This window comes from Pseudomonas sp. McL0111 (assembly GCF_052567255.1).
Genome location: NZ_CP199585.1, coordinates 5447127 through 5464993, shown reverse-complemented (window position 1 = coordinate 5464993; position 17867 = coordinate 5447127). Strand labels below are relative to the sequence as shown.

The following is a 17867-nucleotide window of genomic DNA, read 5'->3' as shown; positions in this document are numbered from 1 at the left end:
GGATCACTTTTCCTTGAGGATGGCTTTAATCAACGCATCGTGACCAGCCTTGTCGCTGGCCCGGGAAATCACCTGCACCAGCGCCATGTGCGTGCCGGAGCCGGCCAGCAGCGTGGTGTTGAGCGTCTGACCACCGCCCTGAGTGGCGGTGCTGTCGACCTGGCGCAGACCGAGGCCCGAGCCTTTCTGCGTCAGGCTTTTTTCGCTGAGTTTGTTGAAGTCCGGCAGCGCCTTGCGCTGGTCTTCGATGAAACTCGACACGCTGCCATCAAGGAATTCACCGTCGTTGTCCTTGACGTTGTTGCCTTGGGGAATGGTGTTTTGCGCGGCGATGACCACGGTCTTGGTGTCTTCGTTGCTGTACAGCGTGCCGGTGGCACCGGTCGGACTGGCCGGCAGCGGATTGGCGGTGAAGCCTTTGGGCAGGACAAAGGTGAACTTGCCGTCGAGCATCGAGACTTTCTCGCTGCTGACTTTTTCCTTGGCCTTGGCAGCCTGAACGTTGATGGCGCCGAGGCCGGCAACCGCCGCCAGCAACAGGACGACAGCTTTCTTGCTGAGCAATGACATTCGAATCTCCGGTGGATGGTCGCGCTAGGCGGGCGATCATCCCACGCAGTGCCTCGGCACTCCAGCGCGACTCGTCTGAACATGGCTGGATTTTTGTAGGGAGGGAGCCTACCTCAGCCCTGAGTTTGTGGGCGTTCTGCCGCAGCCGGTTTGGCCAGCAACTTGCGGGTGACGCCAAGCATCGCCACGGACACTGCCACGCCGAGCGCAAATCCGCTCAGACCCAGAGTTGGCAGTGTCAGCGCCGAGACCAGACAAAACGCCGAAAACGAATACATCCCGGTCGCCGTCGCGCGCAACAGTGCAGCGGTAAAAGCCGGGCCGCGAGTCTGTTGGGAAAATACCGCCATCACGCTGCCGAGCACCGGGAACACCGCGAGCAAACCGCTCCAGCGTTCGCCAACGGTGCTGGCGAGCATGGTCACCACCAGCGTCAACGCCGCGCCGGCGATCATCCGCCAGATCAGTTTGTCGGATTTCGGCGCCGGGCTGTTGAGCACCGGTTGCACGCTGGGAAACAGATACGGCGCGGCGAGCAGGGCGGTGGCGGCTGCGGCGAGGGAAAAGCCCAGCGATGGCGGAATCAGCGACAAGATCAGCGCCAGCGATGCCCACACCGCCAGCGAAATAGTCAGCGCCCATGGCCAATTCGCTCGTTGTGCGACCCGCGCGTAGGTCACGCAGAACGCAATCATCGCGAACATCGCCGACAGCGCCGCAACAGCCGATTGCGCAGCGAACTGCGGCCCCTGTTCAATCGCGAGGAAAAACAGAATCGGCCCGACCACTACCGGTAATCCCGACAACCACCCGGCCACGCTCGGCCCCCAGCGTTTGCCTGCCAGCGAAATCAGCAGCAGAAACCCGGGAATCAGCAGCAGTTTGAGGATCAGCACGCGGGGTATCTCCGTCGGGGTGAGGGGCGGTCAAGGTAGCATTGGTCATAGTGGATTGCTGCATTGATCTACAAGTTTTGTATACAAAGTGCCGGGTCATATCCCCGGCTATGCTCTGACTATCAGGGTTTACCGGAGTCGATGTCGCGATGAGCAGAACACCAAATGTGGTACGTGGGTGCTGCGGGATTGGCTTGTGGGCCTTGTTGCTGACGCCGACATGGGCCAACTGGCAGGACGCGGTGCCCGGTGCGCAGATTATCGGCACGGGTGATTTCAGCGTGTTCGGCTTCGATGTGTACAACGCCCGGATGTGGAGTGCTGCGCGACCGTTGGTGGACGGGCAGCCTTTCGCGCTGGAGCTTATCTATCGGCGCAATGTTTCCCGTGATGATCTGGTCAAGGCCAGCATCGATGAAATCAAACGCATGTCCGGCGCGTCCATCAGCCCGGCGCAACTGGCCGGGTGGCAGACGCAGATGCAGCAATCGTTCGTCGATGTGCAGGCCGGCACGCGCATCACCGGCGTGTATCTGCCGGGGCAGGGCGCACGGTTTTTTGTTGGCCAGCAATTGCAGCATGAAATCGATGATCCCCAGTTTGCCCGGGCGTTTTTCGATATCTGGCTTGATCCGCGAACTCGCAATCCAGAGTTGCGCCAACAATTACTCGGCGTGAAACCCTGAATACAGAAGATCACATACCCCTGTAGGAGCTGCGGAACGCTGCGATCTTTTGATCTGGCTTGTAAAAATTCAAATCAAAAGATCGCAGCGTTCCGCAGCTCCTACACTAGATCGTGATCTGTTTGCAGGGGTCTACTCCGCACCGGGCGAAACGTCTAAGCTGCGTCTTTCCGAATTGTTTCTGGATGTTTGCGTGAAATTCAGTTTGCCCAAAATCGCCACCGCACCGTTCTGCCCGCCGGAAGTCGCTGGCAGCGTCGAAGTCGATCCCCGTGCCTCGTTCTTCAAGCGCATGCTGCGTTTCGCCGGACCCGGTTTGCTGGTGTCGATCGGTTACATGGACCCGGGCAACTGGGCGACTGCCATCGAGGCCGGTTCGCGTTTTGGTTACAGCCTGCTGTTTGTCGTGTTGCTGGCGAGTCTGGCGGGCATGGTCGTGCAGTGTCTGTGCTCGCGGCTGGGCATCGCCACCGGGCGCGATCTGGCGCAATTGTCTCGCGAGCGCTACAGCACCCCGGTCGCACGCCTGCAATGGATACTCGCGGAAATCTCGATCATCGCCACCGACCTCGCGGAAGTCCTCGGCTGCGCTCTGGCGTTTCACTTGCTGCTCGGTTGCTCGCTGACCTTCGGCATTGCGCTGACGGCATTCGATACGCTGTTGGTGCTGGCCCTGCAGAACCGTGGTTTCCGCCGACTTGAGGCGATCATGCTGGTACTGGTGGCGACCATCGGCGTGTGTTTCTTTGTCGAACTGGTGCTGATCAAACCCTACTGGCCGGACGTCTTCGCCGGTTTCAAACCGTCGCTGTCGGCGATCAGTGATGCGGCGCCGCTGTATCTGGCCATCGGCATCCTTGGGGCCACGGTGATGCCGCACAATCTGTACCTGCACACGTCCATCGTGCAGACGCGGATGATCGGCAAGGACCTGGCCAGTAAACAGGACGCGGTGAAACTGGCACGCATCGACACCATTGGCTCGCTGGCGCTGGCGTTACTGGTCAACGCGGCGATTCTGATTCTGGCTGCGGCAGCGTTTCACCAATCCGGGCATACCGATGTGGTGGACATTCAGGACGCCTATCACTTGCTTGATCCTCTGGTCGGCGGTGCGCTGGCCAGTGTGTTGTTCGGCGTGGCATTACTGGCGTCGGGGCAGAGTTCGACCTTCACCGGGACCATCGCCGGGCAAGTGATCATGGAGGGTTATCTGAACCTGCGGATTCCCTGCTGGCAGCGCCGGTTGATTACCCGAGGGCTGGCGCTGATTCCGGCGTTCATCGGCGTGTGGCTGATGGGCGACAACGCGGTGGGCAAGTTGCTGGTGATGAGTCAGGTGGTGCTGAGCCTGCAATTGCCGTTTGCCCTGTATCCGTTGATTCGAATGACCAACGACAAACAGTTGATGGGGCCGTTTGTGAATCGACTGCCGACCCGGGTTTTGGCGTGGGGGTTGTTTGTGGTGATCAGTGGGGCCAATAGCTGGTTGATCTTGCAACTTGTGGGCTAAGTTTTGTGTCGTTTGGGCGGGCCTCATCGCGAGCAGGCTCACTCCTACAGTTGATCGGGTTCACAAATCCCAATGTAGGAGTGAGCCTGCTCGCGATGGGGCCGGAGCATTCAAATCAGATTTTTCAACGGGTAAAAAAGAAACCCGGTGCAACGCAAGTCGCACCGGGTTTTTGTTGCCAGCAAGCAGTGGATGTCGTGGATCTACCGCTTCCTGTTGAACTCTTTGCTTAAGCGCGTTGCAGCGCCAGTGCCACACCCTGACCGCCACCGATGCACAAGGTCGCCAGACCTTTTTTCGCATCACGCTTGATCATTTCGTGCAGCAACGTCACCAGCACCCGGCAGCCTGACGCACCGATAGGGTGACCGAGGGCGATCGCGCCGCCGTTGACGTTGACCTTGTCCAGATCCCATTGCAGATCCTTGGCCACGGCCAGCGATTGCGCGGCGAAGGCTTCGTTGGCTTCGATCAGATCCAGTTGCTCGATTGCCCAGCCCGCCTTGTCCAGGCAGCGACGGGTCGCCGATACCGGGCCGATGCCCATGATCGCCGGATCAACGCCTGCGTTGGCGTAAGCGGCGATGGTCGCCAGCACTGGCAGCCCCAGCGATTTGGCCTTTTCCGCGCTCATCAGGATTACAGCCGCAGCGCCGTCGTTCAGCGAAGAAGCGTTGCCAGCTGTAACGCTACCGTCCTTTTTGAACGCTGGACGCAGTTTGCCCAGCGATGCAGCGGTGGTATCGCCACGCGGTTGCTCGTCGACCTTGAACGCCACCGGATCGCCTTTGCGCTGCGGGATCAGGATCGGCGTGATCTCATCGACAAAACGTCCGGCTTCAATTGCAGCCGCAGCTTTCTGTTGTGAAGCGGCGGCGAAGGCGTCTTGCTGCTCGCGGGTAATCTCGTATTTCTCGACCAGATTTTCCGCAGTGATACCCATGTGGTAATCGTTGAACGCATCCCACAAACCATCGCTGATCATGGTGTCGACGATTTGCGCGTGACCCATGCGCAGACCAGTGCGGGCGCCCGGCATCACATAGTTGGACAGGCTCATGTTTTCCTGACCGCCGGCAATGATCACCTCGGCGTCGCCGCAACGGATCGCTTGCGCGCCCAGATGCAGAGCCTTCAGACCCGAACCACAAACTTTGTTCAGAGTCAGGGCCGGCACGGAGAACGGCAGACCGGCCTTGATCGCCGCCTGACGCGCCGGGTTCTGACCGGCACCTGCCGTGAGGACTTGGCCCATGATCACTTCATCAACCTGCGCACCGTCCAGACCGGTCTGTTCCAGCAACTGGCGGATCACCGCCGCTCCCAGATCCACGGCGGACACGCTGGCCAGGGAGCCCTGAAAACTGCCGATCGCGGTACGCGTGGCGGCAACAATTACGACGTCTTGCATTTTCGAATTCCTCACTGGGCAGCGAACTGCATTTCCGGTACGTGATCCGGGACGATCAGTTTACCAGCGGTTTTGGCGACGATTTCCTCGACGCTGACGCCAGGTGCGCGTTCCTTGAGGACAAAAGCGCCATTTTCGATTTCCAGATAGGCGAGGTCGGTCAGCACGCGCTTGATGCACCCGGCGCCGGTCAGCGGCAGGCTGCATTTGGATAGCAGTTTCGACTCACCGTCCTTGGACGCGTGGGTCATGATCACGATGATGTTGTCGGCGCCAGCCACCAGATCCATCGCACCGCCCATGCCCTTGACCAGTTTGCCGGGAATCATCCACGAGGCGATGTTGCCCTCGACGTCCACTTCAAAGGCACCCAGCACGGTCAGGTCGACATGGCCGCCACGGATCATCGCAAAGGATTCAGCCGAGGAGAAAATCGACGCGCCGATACGTGCGGTCACGGTTTGTTTGCCGGCGTTGATCATGTCGGCATCGATGGTTTCTTCGGTAGGAAAAGGACCCATGCCGAGCAGGCCGTTTTCCGATTGCAGCATGACTTCCATGCCTTCGGGAATGTAGTTGGCGACCAGGGTCGGAATGCCGATGCCGAGGTTCACGTAGTAGCCGTCCTGCATTTCGCGGGCGACGCGCTGAGCCATTTGTTCGCGGGAAAGTGCCATGTTTTTATTCTCCGTCAGCTTCAGTTATTTGCGGATGGTGCGCTGTTCGATGCGCTTTTCGAACGTGCCGCAAATGACCCGGTCGACGTAGATACCCGGGGTGTGGATATGTGCCGGGTCGAGCTCGCCGGGTTCGACGATTTCTTCGACTTCGACCACGGTGATCTTGCCGGCGGTGGCGGCCAGCGGGTTGAAGTTCTGGGCGGTGTGACGGTAGATGACATTACCGAAGTGGTCGGCTTTCCAGCCTTTGACGATGGCGAAGTCGCCGGTGATGGACTCTTCCATCAGGTATTTACGACCGTTGAATTCGCGCACTTCCTTGCCGTCGGCAACTGGAGTGCCGACGCCGGTGGCGGTAAAGAATGCAGGAATGCCTGCGCCGCCTGCGCGCATTTTCTCGGCGAGGGTGCCTTGCGGGGTCAGGATGACTTCGATTTCGCCCTTGAGCAGTTGCTCTTCGAACAACTTGTTTTCGCCGACGTAGGAGGCGACCACTTTGCTGATCTGGCGGTCGGTCAGCAGCACGCCGAGGCCGAAACCGTCGACGCCGCAGTTGTTGGAAACCACGGTGAGGTCACGGGTGCCTTTGCGCTTGATCTCGGCGATCAGGTTCTCCGGGATGCCACACAGACCGAAGCCGCCGGCAATCACGGTCATGCCGTCTTCAAGCCCGGCCAGGGCTTCCTCGTAAGAACTCACGCGCTTGTCGAAACCTGCCATATGCACCTCTTTTATTATTTGCGGGCGGCTGGCTAGCCGAATGGTTTGAGTGTCTCGCTGCTGAATATATTTGTTAAGTTGATTTTTAAGGTTGATTGATAGATAAAACTCAACAATCACCACAATCCTGTAGGAGCTGCGGCACGCTGCGATCTTTTGACTTTCGATTTTTAAAAACAAGATCAAAAGATCGCAGCGTGCCGCAGCTCCTACCTTAACAAGTGTAGCGATCATGACTATTAAACAGATCCGCGCTTTTCTCGCCGTGGCCCAGAGCCTGAGTTTTGCCGTGGCTTGCGAGCGTCTGCACCTGTCGCAATCGGCGCTCAGTCTGACCATCAAGGCGCTGGAAGAGGGTTTGGGCGGGCGCCTGTTCAGTCGTAATACGCGCAACGTGGCACTGACTCCCGAAGGCGAATCGCTGCTGCCACTGGCCCGCCGTCTGATTGCCGACTGGGACAACGCCGAAGACGAAATGCGTCAACGCTTCAGCCTGCAACGTGGCCGCGTGACGCTGGCGGCGATGCCGTCGTTCGCCGGCAACTTGCTGCCGCCGATCCTCAAGACGTTTCGGGCGCGTTATCCGAACGTCAGCGTCACGGTCAACGACGTGATCAACGAGCAAGTGCTGGAAATGGTCCGTGATCGCCAGGTCGAACTGGGCGTAGCGTTCGAGCCAATGCAGAACACCTCGCTGACGTTTACCCCGTTGTATATGGATCGCTTTGTGGCGGTGGTGCCGCAGGATTCGCCGCTGGCCAATCGTAGCGATATCGACTGGCAGGATTTGTTGCAGGAGCCGTTCATCACCTTGCAGCGACCGTCCACGGTGCGGGTGATGCTGGAGGAACATTTACAGGCGCGGGGTATGCAGTTGCCGGTGGAGTTCGAGAGCCATCAACTGGCGACGGTCGGGCGCATGGTCGCCAATGGGCTCGGGGTCAGCGCGGTACCGGCGTTGTGTGCGGAGCAGATGCGCGAGTTAGGCGCACGCTGTCTGACGTTGCATGAACCGGTAGTAGAGCGGGCGATTGGCGTGTTGACCGATCCCGGCAATGAACTGTCGGCAGCGGCGCAGGCGTTGTTCGACATCCTCAAGGCCGGACACTGAATGCTGAAGGTCAAAAGATCGCAGCCTGCGGCAGCTCCTAAAGGGGTTTGTGTGGTCAGGGGGTGAGGTGTTGGGTCAGTAGGGGCAACAAGTGTTCGCAGGAGGCTTCGATTTTCAGGCTCAGTAAATCATCCGCCCGGGTCTTGCCCAGGTTGATCGCCATCAATGGCTTGCCCCGATCCGCAATCACCCGGCACAAACGAAACGCCGAGTACGCCATCAACGATGATCCGACCACCAGTAACCCGCCGGCATTCTCGGCCGCGGCCATGGCTCGCGCCGCTGTGGGCTGAGCCACGTTTTCACCGAAAAATACCACGTCCGGTTTCATCCGCTCGCCATCGCAATGCGGGCAGCGCGGCGTTTGAAACCGAGCTTCGAATGCCGGATCAAGCAGCGTGTCGCCATCCGGCGCCTGCACCGCATCGACTCCGGCCAGATACGGATTCTGCGACTCCATCAACCGCTGAATCGCATCCCGCTCGCTGCGCTGACCGCAATCCAGGCACAACACCCGATGCAGACTGCCATGCAATTCGATCACATCCTGACTACCGGCCTGATCGTGCAGCGTGTCGACGTTCTGCGTGATCAAGCCGCTGATCCGCCCGTGACTTTGCAGACTCGCCAATGCCTCATGCGCCGCATTCGGCCGTGCCTGGCGCACCCGTGGCCAACCGAGCATGGCCCGTGCCCAATAGCGGCGGCGAGATTCGGGAGCGGCGAGGAACTCCTGATACATCATCGGCTGCCGGCCACGGCGCACGCCTTCGCTGTCGCGGTAATCAGGAATGCCGGAGGGCGTGCTGATGCCGGCGCCGGTCAGCACCAGAAAATCGTCATTGGCCATCGCTTGCAACAGCATGTCGAGGTGGTGGTGGATCGCGCTGTCGAGCATGGCAGTGCTCCGAAGAGGACATGGATGCTTCGCAGATTAGCACTACCTCTGTGGCGAGGGAGCTTGCTCCCGCTGGACTGCGCAGCAGTCCCATGCTTGATTATCAAGAAGGGTCGCTTCGCGCCCCAGCGGGAGCAAGCTCCCTCGCCACAAAAAACTTTTTCACCCAATGGCTTTCACACATCAGTGGTTACTTGCGTGCCTCCAGAATCAGGTTGAACGGTGTCTGCGTCGCCCGCCGAAACTGGCTAAAACCTGCATCAGTGAAAACCTTGCGCAGCCGCGCCTCGCCCGCCTGAGCACCCAGTCCAAGGCCGACTTCCTGGGATAGCGAATTCGGCGTGCAGATAAACGTCGAGGCCGCGTAAAACAACCGTCCGACCGGTGTGATGTTGTCGTCGAGTGAATCATTGGCAAACGGCTCGACCAGCAACACCGTCCCGTCATCCTTCAGCGACTCGAACGCATGGCGGGCCGCACCGACCGGATCGCCCATATCGTGCAGACAGTCGAAATAGCAGATCAGGTCATAATCATCGCCGGGATAGCTTTTCGCCGTGCCCTGGAAGAACCGCACGCGGTTGCTGACTTTTCCTTCTTCAGCACGTTGGTTGGCGACGGTGATTGACGGTGCGTGGTAATCGAATCCGACAAACCGCGAGTTGGGAAAAGCCTGAGCCATGATCACCGTCGACGCACCGTGGCCACATCCGATGTCAGCGACTTTGGCTCCGGATTCAAGTTTGGCCACCACACCGTCGAGGGCCGGCAGCCATTCGGCAATCAAATGCCCCTTGTAGCCGGGCCGGAAGAACCGTTCGGTGCCGCTGAACATGCACGGATGATGATCGCCCCAGGGCAGGGCACCATTGCCGCGCATGGCTTTGACCAGTTTGTCCTTGTCATGGAAAAAAGACGCCACCACCCCTAGGCCGCCCGCGACGTAAACCGGTGAGTCCTCGATGGCCAATGCTAAAGCCTGTTCTTCCGGCAGACGGAACTGGCCCTCTGAATGTTCCATGTAGCCGGACGCCGCATGAGCGCTGAGCCATTCACGTACCAGTCGCGGGTTGCAGGTGGTTTTTTCGGCGAGGCTTTCGGGGCTGATCAGTTGGCTGTCGGCCATCGCCCGGTACAGCCCGAGTTCTTCGCCGACGATCACGTTGGCGAGCATCGCTGCGCCACCCATGTCGTTGACGAGTTTGTCCATGAATTGGTTGAGTTTGAGTTCGTCCATGATGCTGCTCCTGTACTGGATCACGATCCAGAGGTCTTGCTGATCCCAGGCATTGCACCTCTGGGGGCCCATCAGTCTACGAAGCTACGAGGGTGTTCGATACTGTCAGATATGACAGGTATGAAGAGATGGTTTCTTATGCCTTTGCACCCGCTGAGCAGTGCTTTGAAATCGATGCCTCACAAGTCACGCACCATCAGCGTGTGTTCGTTGTCCCAGGCGTGAAAGCGCTCCACGACCCTCCAGCCGCGTTTGGCGTAGTAGTCCTGTTTGTTCTGCGTGTGCAGATACAGGTGCGCCAGACCACGGCTTTTCGCTTGTTGGCAAACCCCGTCGATCAACCGCTCCGCCAGACCCTGGCCACGAGCCTCGGGGCTGACAAATACACAGGCCAGCCATGGGCCGAGATCGGGTCGATGCGCCAGATCCTCGCGGGCCAGCGCCGCCCCGCCGAGCAGGCGTCCGTCGTCCAGAGCGATCAGGCAGGGCCAATTGCCGTTGCTTTGGCCTTGGGCGAATTCCGCTTGCCACTCGGTCAGTGGCTGGTGCGCGTATTCGTAGTGAAACTGCCGATGAATCCATTCGGCGTAAGTGTCGCTGTGCTGCATGTGCTGCGCGAGCCAGTCGAGGTGCAAAGTCATTGGGAGAGTCCGTTCGGAAGGCGTGGCCGACATGAAAAATCATTCCCGGGCGACTGGCAATCCCGAGGGTGTTGCGGCGGCTTTACAAATTCCCGCCACTCATCGGCCAACACACGGTTTTGCGTGCCTGCCGGACGATCGGCAAAGACGCCGGTCAGGCTCGGCGCGATAGTGGGCGAGCAGGGCGCTGTCGACCTGTTACCGATATGAAGCGGAGCTCGAAGCCATGAGTACCCCGATTGATCTGACGGCCCTCAAAGAACGCCAGAAAGTCGCCTGGGCTAGCGGCGACTATGCGGTGATCGGCACCACGCTGCAAATCGTCGGCGAAAACCTCGCCGAAGGCTGCGATCTGCGCTGCGATGAAGCGGTGCTGGACGTCGCCGCCGGCAACGGCAATGCGACGCTGGCGGCGGCGCGACGTGGCTGTCTGGTGACGTCCACCGACTATGTCGCGGCGTTGTTGGAGCGCGGGCAGGATCGGGCGCGGGCCGAGCATCTGGACGTGACGTTCCATGTCGCCGATGCCGAGGCCCTGCCGTTTGACGACGACAGTTTCGACGCGGTGCTTTCGACTTTCGGTGTGATGTTCGCCCCGGATCAGGCGCAGGCGGCGGCCGAGCTGGCGCGGGTCTGTCGGCGTGGTGGACGCATTGGTTTGGCTAACTGGACGCCTGAAGGATTTGTCGGCCAGATGTTCAAGATCCTCGGCCGACATCTGCCGCCTCCCGCCACTGCCCAGCCACCCTCGAACTGGGGCACGGAAGCCTGGTTGCACACGCACTTCGATGAGCGCGATTTTCTGCTGCAAGTCACTCGCCGTACCTTCAACTTTCGCTACCGCTCGGCGGCACACTTCATCGACATCTTCCGTCACTGGTACGGACCGGTGCACAAAGCTTTCGCGGCATTGCCGCCGGAAAGCGGGCTGGCGCTGGAGAGCGATCTGGCGGAACTGTTGAACAAGATGAATCGTGCAGGCGAGGGCTCGCTGGTGGTGCCGAGTGAGTATCTGGAGGTGGTGATTACCAAGCGCTGACCTCCACTGGACTTCAAATCAGTGGAGATCTCTGTGGGAGCTGGCTTGCCAGCGATGGCGGAGTGTCTGTCGACATCTTTTATACAGAAAGATCGCTATCGCTGGCAAGCCAGCTCCCACAAGGTTTCGTGTGTGGCCTGGAGGGTTATTTCGATGGCGATTTATCAAACCACTCCAGCGCCGTGCGCCAGATGCAGATGCCGAGGAAGTACGCCGACATCAGCAGCCAAAGCCCCATCACCAGAGGATTGATCACCGGGTGATTGAGTACCAGCGACAGGCTGCACAGCAACCAGATCGCCGTCACCGCGATGTTGATCGGCATGAACCGGCGTACGCGGAATGGATGCAGGAATTTCATCTGCGTCACCGTTAGCAGCGCCAGGCCGATCACGGTCAGAAAGGTGATCCACGGTCCCGGCCCGATGATGTACAGGCACAGCGCGACCACGTTCCACGCAGCAGGGAAACCGACAAAGTAGTTGTCCTTGCTCTTCATGTTGACGTTGCAGAAGCAGAACAGCGAGGACACCAGAATCAGTGACACCGTCAGCAGCAGCGTGTAGTCCGGCAGCGGAATGTAGCGATAGATGAACAGCGCCGGGATGAATACATAAGTCAGGTAATCGATCACCAGATCGAGGATCGAGCCGTCGAAACTCGGCAGCACCGATTGCACATTGACCTTGCGCGCAAGTGCACCGTCGAGGCCGTCGACGATCAGCGCCACGCCCAGCCACATCAGACAATGGGTCGGCTGGTTTTCCAGCAGCGCAAGGGTGGCGAGGAACGCGGTGACCACGCCGGTCGCGGTAAAACCATGGGCGCCCCATGCTTTGAGTCTGGCGATGTGTACGGTCGATATCACGGGGGCATTCTCCAGAAAATGAAGCCAGCCGGTTGTTACCCTGAGACAGCCCTGAGGCAGTAAGGGCGTCGGCAAACCGGGTCGGGGTGCAGCTATCGACCGGTTTCGCCGGGATAAGGTTCACCATCCTTGAATCTTAGCCTGCCGCAGGAAAAATACTTCGGCGAAATCCGCCGATAATGCTGGGCTTCAGCCGGACGGTGCTGGCGTGATGGTTGCGGCGGTCTATCGTTGTTTGACGCAGTTATTGCCTATGCCTGAGGACAACATCATGAACACCAGCGATTTGCTCGAACAACTGCTTCGTAGCCAGGTTTCGGGAGGACAGCAAAGTGGTGCCTCGGCCGGTGGCGGATTGGGTGGATTGGGAGGTTTGCTCGGCGGTCTGCTGGGCGGTGGCGGTTCGACTGGCGCTACGAGTGGCGGGGCGGGTGGTGGCCTCGGCGGGTTGGGCGGTTTGCTCGGTGGATTGTTGGGCGGAGGCGGTGGTGGACTGGGTGGCGCACTTGGCGGCAGCACGCAGAGCCGTTCCGGCGGCGGTACCAATTACGCAGCGCTCGCCTCGTTGGGCATGATGGCCTATCAGGCGTACCAGGCCTGGCAGCGCAGCCAGGCCAGCGCGGCACCTCAGCAGATTCCGCAAACCGCGAATTTGCTGGCCGGTCCCGACATCGAAGAACACAGCCACGCGGTGCTGCGTGCGCTGATTGGAGCGGCCAAGGCAGACGGCCAGATCGACGACAATGAAAAGCAGATGATCAGTGCCGAAATCGGCAAACACACCGATGATCCGCAGTTGCAGCAATGGCTGGATGCCGAAGTCGCCAAGCCGCTGAACGCAACTGAAGTGGCGGGCGCCTCGAACAACGATCCGGCAGTGGCTGCCGAGATGTATCTGGCCAGTGTGATGCTGGTGAACGATCAGGGAGCCGCCGAGCGTAATTATCTGGATGAGCTGGCGGCGGCGTTAAGGATTGACCCGCAATTGCAGGTGCATCTGGAGCAACAGGCCAAAGGACAAACCTCATAAGCAGGCTGAACTCCTAACGCGTATAAGCCCTGGACGCTCCATCCGTCCGGGGCTTTTTTACATCGATTGAATTTTCCCCCCCGCGCAAAGCTCTTCTGCATAACAGAGCCAATATGCACCGGGGGCGTCATGAACAGGAATCTCGACGACTACAACCGCATGCGCGATTTTTCGGCGACGTCCGAGCCTTCGGCCAACAAGCGCTCGGGGCGTAAAACCGCCAAGGATCATGCGTTGCAGTTCTGCATCCAGAAGCACGACGCTTCGCACCTGCATTACGACTTTCGGCTTGAGCTCGACGGGGCGCTCAAGAGTTGGGCGGTGCCGAAGGGGCCGTCGCTCGACCCGAAAGTCAAGCGCCTGGCGATCCACGTCGAAGACCATCCGCTGGATTACGCAACTTTCGAGGGCAGCATCCCCGAAGGGCATTACGGTGCCGGTGATGTGATCGTCTGGGATCGTGGCGTGTGGATTCCGCTGGAAGATCCGGCCAAGGCTTATGCCAGTGGCAAACTCAAATTCGAGCTTCAGGGCGAGAAACTCGGCGGCGTGTGGAATCTGGTGCGCACCCACATGCCGGGGAAAAAGCAGCAGTGGTTCCTGATCAAGCATCAGGACAACTCGGCACGGCCCCAGGACGATTACGATGTGTTGGTCGCCGAGCCGGACAGCGTGCTCAGTGAACGCACCATCGTCGACAAACCCAGGCTCGCTGCCGAGCAGGCCAAACCGGTTAAAAAGGCTCCAGCGAAGCCACGCAAACAAGCCTCCGGCACATTGACCGGCGCACGCAAGGCCAAACTGCCGGCGCAGCTCAAACCGCAACTGGCAACGCTGGTCGACAGCGCACCCGAGGGCCAGTGGAGCTACGAGATCAAGTTCGACGGCTACCGGATCATGGCGCGTATCGATCATGACCAAGTCCAGCTCTTTACTCGCAACGGCCACGACTGGACCCACAAATTGCCGAATCAGGCCGAGGCGCTTGCAGCGCTGGGATTGGAGTCCGGTTGGCTCGACGGGGAAATGGTGGTCGCCAACGATCAAGGGGTACCGGATTTTCAGGCGCTGCAAAACGCGTTCGATTCGGGAAAAAGCAGCAACATCGTTTACTACGTTTTCGACCTGCCATATCTCAACGGCGTCGATCTGCGCGAAGTGCCGGTGCAGGAACGCCGCGCGGCTTTGTCCACGGTCATGCACGCGCAAGAACATCCGTTGCTGCGCTTCTCCGACGCGTTCGATGAAACGCCGGATGCGTTACTCAACAGCGCCTGTCAGATGCAGATGGAAGGGCTGATCGGCAAGCGCATCGGCTCGCCTTACGTGTCGCGGCGCAGCAGTGACTGGATCAAGCTCAAGTGCAAACACCGTCAGGAATTCGTGATTGTCGGCTACACCGACCCAAAGGGTTCGCGCAGTGGTTTCGGTGCGTTGCTGCTGGGTTTGCATGATCGCGACAGCGGTGAGTTGCACTACGCCGGCAAGGTCGGCACCGGGTTCAACGAGGCAACGCTGAAAAGCATCCTTGCGCAATTGAAACCGCTGCAAGTGAAGAAAGCGGCGGTGGTCAATCCGCCGAGCGGTTTTGAAGCCAAAGGCGTGCACTGGCTCAAACCGAGCCTGCTGGCGGAGGTGGCATTTGCTGAAATGACCAAGGACGGCTCGGTGCGCCACGCGGTGTTTCATGGTTTGCGCGACGACAAACCGGCCAAGGACATCACTGAAGAGCGAGCCAAAACCGTGAAGACGCCAGCCAAAAAAACCACATCGAAAAAAGCTCCGGAGAAAAAAACCGAAACGGCACCGTCGCAACTCGATCTGGCCCATGGCAAGGTGCGCATCACCCACCCGGATCGAGTCATCGATGCGGTCAGCGGCACCACCAAAATGCAACTGGCCGAATACTACGCCAGCGTTGCCGAGTGGATTTTGCCGCAGCTCAAGGATCGCCCGGTGGCGCTGGTACGGGCACCGGACGGAATTGCCGGCGAACTGTTCTTTCAGAAGAACGCCGAGCGCCTGGCGATTCCAGGCATCACCACGCTGGATAAAGAACTCACCGGCCAACCAGTGATGCTCATAAACAACGCCGAGGCATTGATTGGCGCGGTGCAGATGAGCACTGTCGAACTGCACACCTGGAACGCGACGACGGTGGATCTGGACAAGCCTGACCGCTTCGTTCTCGACCTCGACCCTGATCCGGCGCTGCCGTGGAAAAGCATGGTCGAAGCCACTGCGCTGACCCTGACAGTGCTCGATGAACTCGGCCTCAAGGCATTCCTTAAGACCAGTGGCGGCAAGGGCATTCACCTTGTCGTGCCGCTGACCCGCAAGCACGGTTGGGATGAAGTGAAGGATTTCAGTCACGCCATCGTCAGTCACATGGCCAAGCTGTTGCCGGAGCGTTTTTCCGCGGTGTCCGGGCCGAAGAACCGTGTCGGGCGGATCTTCATCGACTATCTGCGCAACGGTTTGGGCGCCACCACAATCTGTGCATATGCAGCGCGCACTCGCGAAGGGTTGCCAGTTTCAGTGCCACTGTTTAGAGAAGAGGTTGCAGAGATCAAGGGCGGCAATCAATGGACTGTGCACAACGTCCATGAGCGACTGGCGGAAGTCGGCGATGAGCCGTGGGCCGATCTGAAGAAGACTCGCCAGACCATCACTGCCGCCATGCGCAAGCGCCTGGGCATGAAAAAATGATCAAGTGCCGTGCAGCAAGTCGTGGGAGTTGAGGAGTTCGTAAGCGATTTCGGGATGGTTCTTCAAGCCACGGCGGATGGCCGCAGGGATGGCCTGGCGGGTCTTGCGGCAAAGGCCTGGCAGATCGTCAATGTGAATTTCGATGCCGAGCATGGTGCGCACTTCGTTGAACCCCGGTGCAACGTCGACCCGGACGCCCAGCTGTTCGTACATACGCTTTTGCAAATGCTCAAGATCAGCAAGGTCTTTGAGTTTTTCCAGGCGTGCGAGCAGGTGTTTTTCTTCTTCGCGGGTCAGACGCAGAATGCGCAGATCCGCGCCGGGCGTTTCCAGCAACGGATCGCGCCCGCAAATGCAGGCACCGGGAGGGCAGGGGGAGCGAAGCGGCGCAGTCGTCGTCATGGCCTCCATCATAGAGGCCGTTCGACGGTTTTGCCCATGGCCGCTCAGTTGCCATCCATCGGCAGCTTCGTTCCCATCAGTTACTGAGCCTGACCTTCGTAGTGCGCGAGAATCGCGTTGGCCAGGTCTTCATCGCTGGCGTTGAGGCCGGGATTGTCCTGACGAACCTGTTGCAGCACCGATTCCAGATACACGCCACGAATGGCTCCGCCGCTGGCGACGAATGCAGTCAGGTCGTCACGGGCCGGAATCACCATTTTGTGATCCTTGAAAGTCGAATACAGCGACGCGGAAACACCTGCCGAGGTGGCGACATCCCCCGCATCTACGCGGGCAAAAGCCGAACCGAAGGGCAGGCACAACAAAAGAGACGAAACGAGTACTAAACGGCGCATGACGGAGTTCCTCCAGCAGCGTAAAGCGAAAAGGAAGTACCACATAATGTGAGAGCGGTGCCGTGTCCCGGGAGTTCCCTTACGATGGGTTTGTTGGTGTCGGGACGGGCCTCTTCGCGGGCAAGCCCGCTCCCACAGGTATCGAGTAGGGCACATTTTTTTGCCTTGGCCCACATTCAGGATCAGCCAGGCATCAAAGTCAGCCCTTCTCACAGGGATTAATGTTGGAACACAAATGGTGTTCCAACACAAAAACCTGTGGGAGCTGGCCTGCCAGCGAAGGGGCCAGTGCAAGCAACACAAATCCAGGATTAGTCAGACATCAAAACTTGTACGCCTGACGCCCCACCAACAGCCATTGCCCATGCTGCTTCTGCCAGACCTGAAAGTTCTCGATCTCGGTCGGCACCACTTCGGTTCCCTTCAACGCCTGCGCGGAAAAATGGTGACGCACCAGCGCGGTATCGCCAGACAAGGTGATGGTCTGGTTCTGCATCTCCAGCGTCTTGAACGCACTCTTGCCGGTTTCGATATCCGAAATGAAAGCCTGCTTGTCCTGAATCTTCCCGTTCGAATGCCCGTAAGTCAGGTTATCGGCAGTCAGAGCGTTCAGCTCGGTGATGTTCTTGTGCAGCATGGCCTGGGTCAAATGGTCGACCGCTTGCGCCACGTCCTGTTCCGCCGGGGCAGGGGCGGCAGCAACGTAGCCGCTGAAGGCGCAGAGAAATCCGATCAGCAATTTGGCGTTTTTCATGGGTGTTCCTTGTTGTTGTAGGTTATCGAGTCGACTGCATAATTTGTCAGTCGTCGTACAACTTAACAGGTTCAGTTCCGATGAAGAAAGCCTGTCGTGAACCAAAGCGGAACTAACAGGTCGCGAACGGACGCGCTGGTTTGCCTGACGTGATATTCTGCGCGCCAACTTGGTTTGACCTAATTCGGTTTGCTGGCCCTCGGGCGGGCTGACGGAATCCCTGTCGCTCAAGTAGCTGAAGCCAATAATGATAAAAAGTCAGTTCAGAAGGGACATTAACTGAGGTCGATGCGGTACGTCGGCCTTG

General features: G+C 59.2%; 18 protein-coding genes. 6 read left to right on the top strand and 12 right to left on the bottom strand.

Annotated elements, in window-relative coordinates:
- Nucleotides 1-3: 3 nt before the first annotated feature.
- Both ACTWLJ_RS24785 and ACTWLJ_RS24780 read right to left on the bottom strand, forming a co-directional pair.
- Nucleotides 4-570 carry a hypothetical protein gene (locus ACTWLJ_RS24785; RefSeq protein ID WP_445178854.1) on the bottom strand — a complete coding sequence of 189 codons (567 nt, stop codon included), beginning with the start codon at nt 568-570 and terminating at the stop codon, nt 4-6.
- 113 nt (nt 571-683) lie between these two features.
- Complete coding sequence (locus ACTWLJ_RS24780; protein WP_445178853.1) at nt 684-1466, bottom strand: hypothetical protein; 783 nt, start codon at nt 1464-1466, stop codon at nt 684-686.
- Between the two features lie 149 nt (nt 1467-1615).
- Between ACTWLJ_RS24780 and ACTWLJ_RS24775 the strand changes: the two genes are divergently transcribed.
- Together ACTWLJ_RS24775 and ACTWLJ_RS24770 are read left to right on the top strand one after the other, a co-directional pair.
- Nucleotides 1616-2152: a chalcone isomerase family protein gene (locus ACTWLJ_RS24775; RefSeq protein ID WP_445178852.1), complete on the top strand. Its 537-nt coding sequence runs from the start codon at nt 1616-1618 to the stop codon at nt 2150-2152.
- Between the two features lie 193 nt (nt 2153-2345).
- A complete protein-coding gene (locus ACTWLJ_RS24770) occupies nt 2346-3665 on the top strand; it encodes an Nramp family divalent metal transporter (RefSeq protein ID WP_445178851.1) in 1320 nt (439 codons plus the stop codon).
- A gap of 229 nt (nt 3666-3894) precedes the next feature.
- On the opposite strand, the gene ACTWLJ_RS24765 is transcribed toward ACTWLJ_RS24770, so the two are convergent.
- The 3 genes from ACTWLJ_RS24765 to ACTWLJ_RS24755 are packed head-to-tail and all read right to left on the bottom strand — an operon-like array spanning nt 3895 to nt 6476.
- Nucleotides 3895-5076, bottom strand: a complete 1182-nt coding sequence (locus ACTWLJ_RS24765; protein ID WP_445178850.1) for an acetyl-CoA C-acetyltransferase — start codon at nt 5074-5076, stop codon at nt 3895-3897.
- Nucleotides 5077-5087: 11 nt separating this feature from the next.
- The gene (locus ACTWLJ_RS24760) at nt 5088-5753 is read right to left on the bottom strand and encodes a CoA transferase subunit B (protein WP_100845790.1); all 666 of its coding nucleotides are present in this window, start codon (nt 5751-5753) and stop codon (nt 5088-5090) included.
- Between the two features lie 24 nt (nt 5754-5777).
- Nucleotides 5778-6476: a CoA transferase subunit A gene (locus tag ACTWLJ_RS24755; RefSeq protein WP_047300578.1), complete on the bottom strand. Its 699-nt coding sequence runs from the start codon at nt 6474-6476 to the stop codon at nt 5778-5780.
- A gap of 232 nt (nt 6477-6708) precedes the next feature.
- Between ACTWLJ_RS24755 and ACTWLJ_RS24750 the strand changes: the two genes are divergently transcribed.
- A complete protein-coding gene (locus ACTWLJ_RS24750; RefSeq protein WP_445178849.1) occupies nt 6709-7587 on the top strand; it encodes a LysR substrate-binding domain-containing protein in 879 nt (292 codons plus the stop codon).
- 55 nt (nt 7588-7642) lie between these two features.
- Here the strand turns inward: ACTWLJ_RS24750 and ACTWLJ_RS24745 are convergent, their stop codons facing one another.
- From ACTWLJ_RS24745 to ACTWLJ_RS24735, 3 genes are all read right to left on the bottom strand, one after another.
- Complete coding sequence (locus ACTWLJ_RS24745; RefSeq protein ID WP_445178848.1) at nt 7643-8485, bottom strand: NAD-dependent protein deacetylase; 843 nt, start codon at nt 8483-8485, stop codon at nt 7643-7645.
- Nucleotides 8486-8675: 190 nt separating this feature from the next.
- Nucleotides 8676-9722: a class I SAM-dependent methyltransferase gene (locus tag ACTWLJ_RS24740; protein ID WP_445178847.1), complete on the bottom strand. Its 1047-nt coding sequence runs from the start codon at nt 9720-9722 to the stop codon at nt 8676-8678.
- A 179-nt stretch (nt 9723-9901) separates the two neighbouring features.
- Complete coding sequence (locus ACTWLJ_RS24735; RefSeq protein WP_445178846.1) at nt 9902-10363, bottom strand: GNAT family N-acetyltransferase; 462 nt, start codon at nt 10361-10363, stop codon at nt 9902-9904.
- A 226-nt stretch (nt 10364-10589) separates the two neighbouring features.
- On the opposite strand from ACTWLJ_RS24735, the gene ACTWLJ_RS24730 reads away from it, so the two are divergent.
- A complete protein-coding gene (locus ACTWLJ_RS24730) occupies nt 10590-11402 on the top strand; it encodes a class I SAM-dependent methyltransferase (RefSeq protein ID WP_445178845.1) in 813 nt (270 codons plus the stop codon).
- 145 nt (nt 11403-11547) lie between these two features.
- On the opposite strand, the gene pcsA is transcribed toward ACTWLJ_RS24730, so the two are convergent.
- On the bottom strand, nt 11548-12270 hold the full coding sequence (pcsA, locus tag ACTWLJ_RS24725) for a phosphatidylcholine synthase (RefSeq protein ID WP_401210025.1): 723 nt from the start codon (nt 12268-12270) through the stop codon (nt 11548-11550).
- 271 nt (nt 12271-12541) lie between these two features.
- Here pcsA and ACTWLJ_RS24720 point away from each other — a divergent pair, with 271 nt between their 5' ends.
- Together ACTWLJ_RS24720 and ligD are read left to right on the top strand one after the other, a co-directional pair.
- Nucleotides 12542-13300, top strand: coding sequence for a tellurite resistance TerB family protein (locus ACTWLJ_RS24720; RefSeq protein WP_445178844.1), 759 nt, complete (start codon nt 12542-12544; stop codon nt 13298-13300).
- A 129-nt stretch (nt 13301-13429) separates the two neighbouring features.
- Nucleotides 13430-16009 carry a DNA ligase D gene (gene ligD, locus ACTWLJ_RS24715; protein WP_445178843.1) on the top strand — a complete coding sequence of 860 codons (2580 nt, stop codon included), beginning with the start codon at nt 13430-13432 and terminating at the stop codon, nt 16007-16009.
- Here the strand turns inward: ligD and ACTWLJ_RS24710 are convergent, their stop codons facing one another.
- The 3 genes from ACTWLJ_RS24710 to ACTWLJ_RS24700 all read right to left on the bottom strand — a co-directional run bounded on the left by ACTWLJ_RS24710 (nt 16010) and on the right by ACTWLJ_RS24700 (nt 17560).
- Nucleotides 16010-16411, bottom strand: a complete 402-nt coding sequence (locus ACTWLJ_RS24710; protein WP_445178842.1) for a hypothetical protein — start codon at nt 16409-16411, stop codon at nt 16010-16012.
- A gap of 80 nt (nt 16412-16491) precedes the next feature.
- Entirely contained in the window at nt 16492-16806 is a 315-nt protein-coding gene (locus tag ACTWLJ_RS24705) for a DUF2388 domain-containing protein (RefSeq protein WP_401210039.1), read from the bottom strand.
- A 322-nt stretch (nt 16807-17128) separates the two neighbouring features.
- The gene (locus ACTWLJ_RS24700; RefSeq protein ID WP_401210042.1) at nt 17129-17560 is read right to left on the bottom strand and encodes a nuclear transport factor 2 family protein; all 432 of its coding nucleotides are present in this window, start codon (nt 17558-17560) and stop codon (nt 17129-17131) included.
- Nucleotides 17561-17867 lie beyond the last annotated feature (307 nt).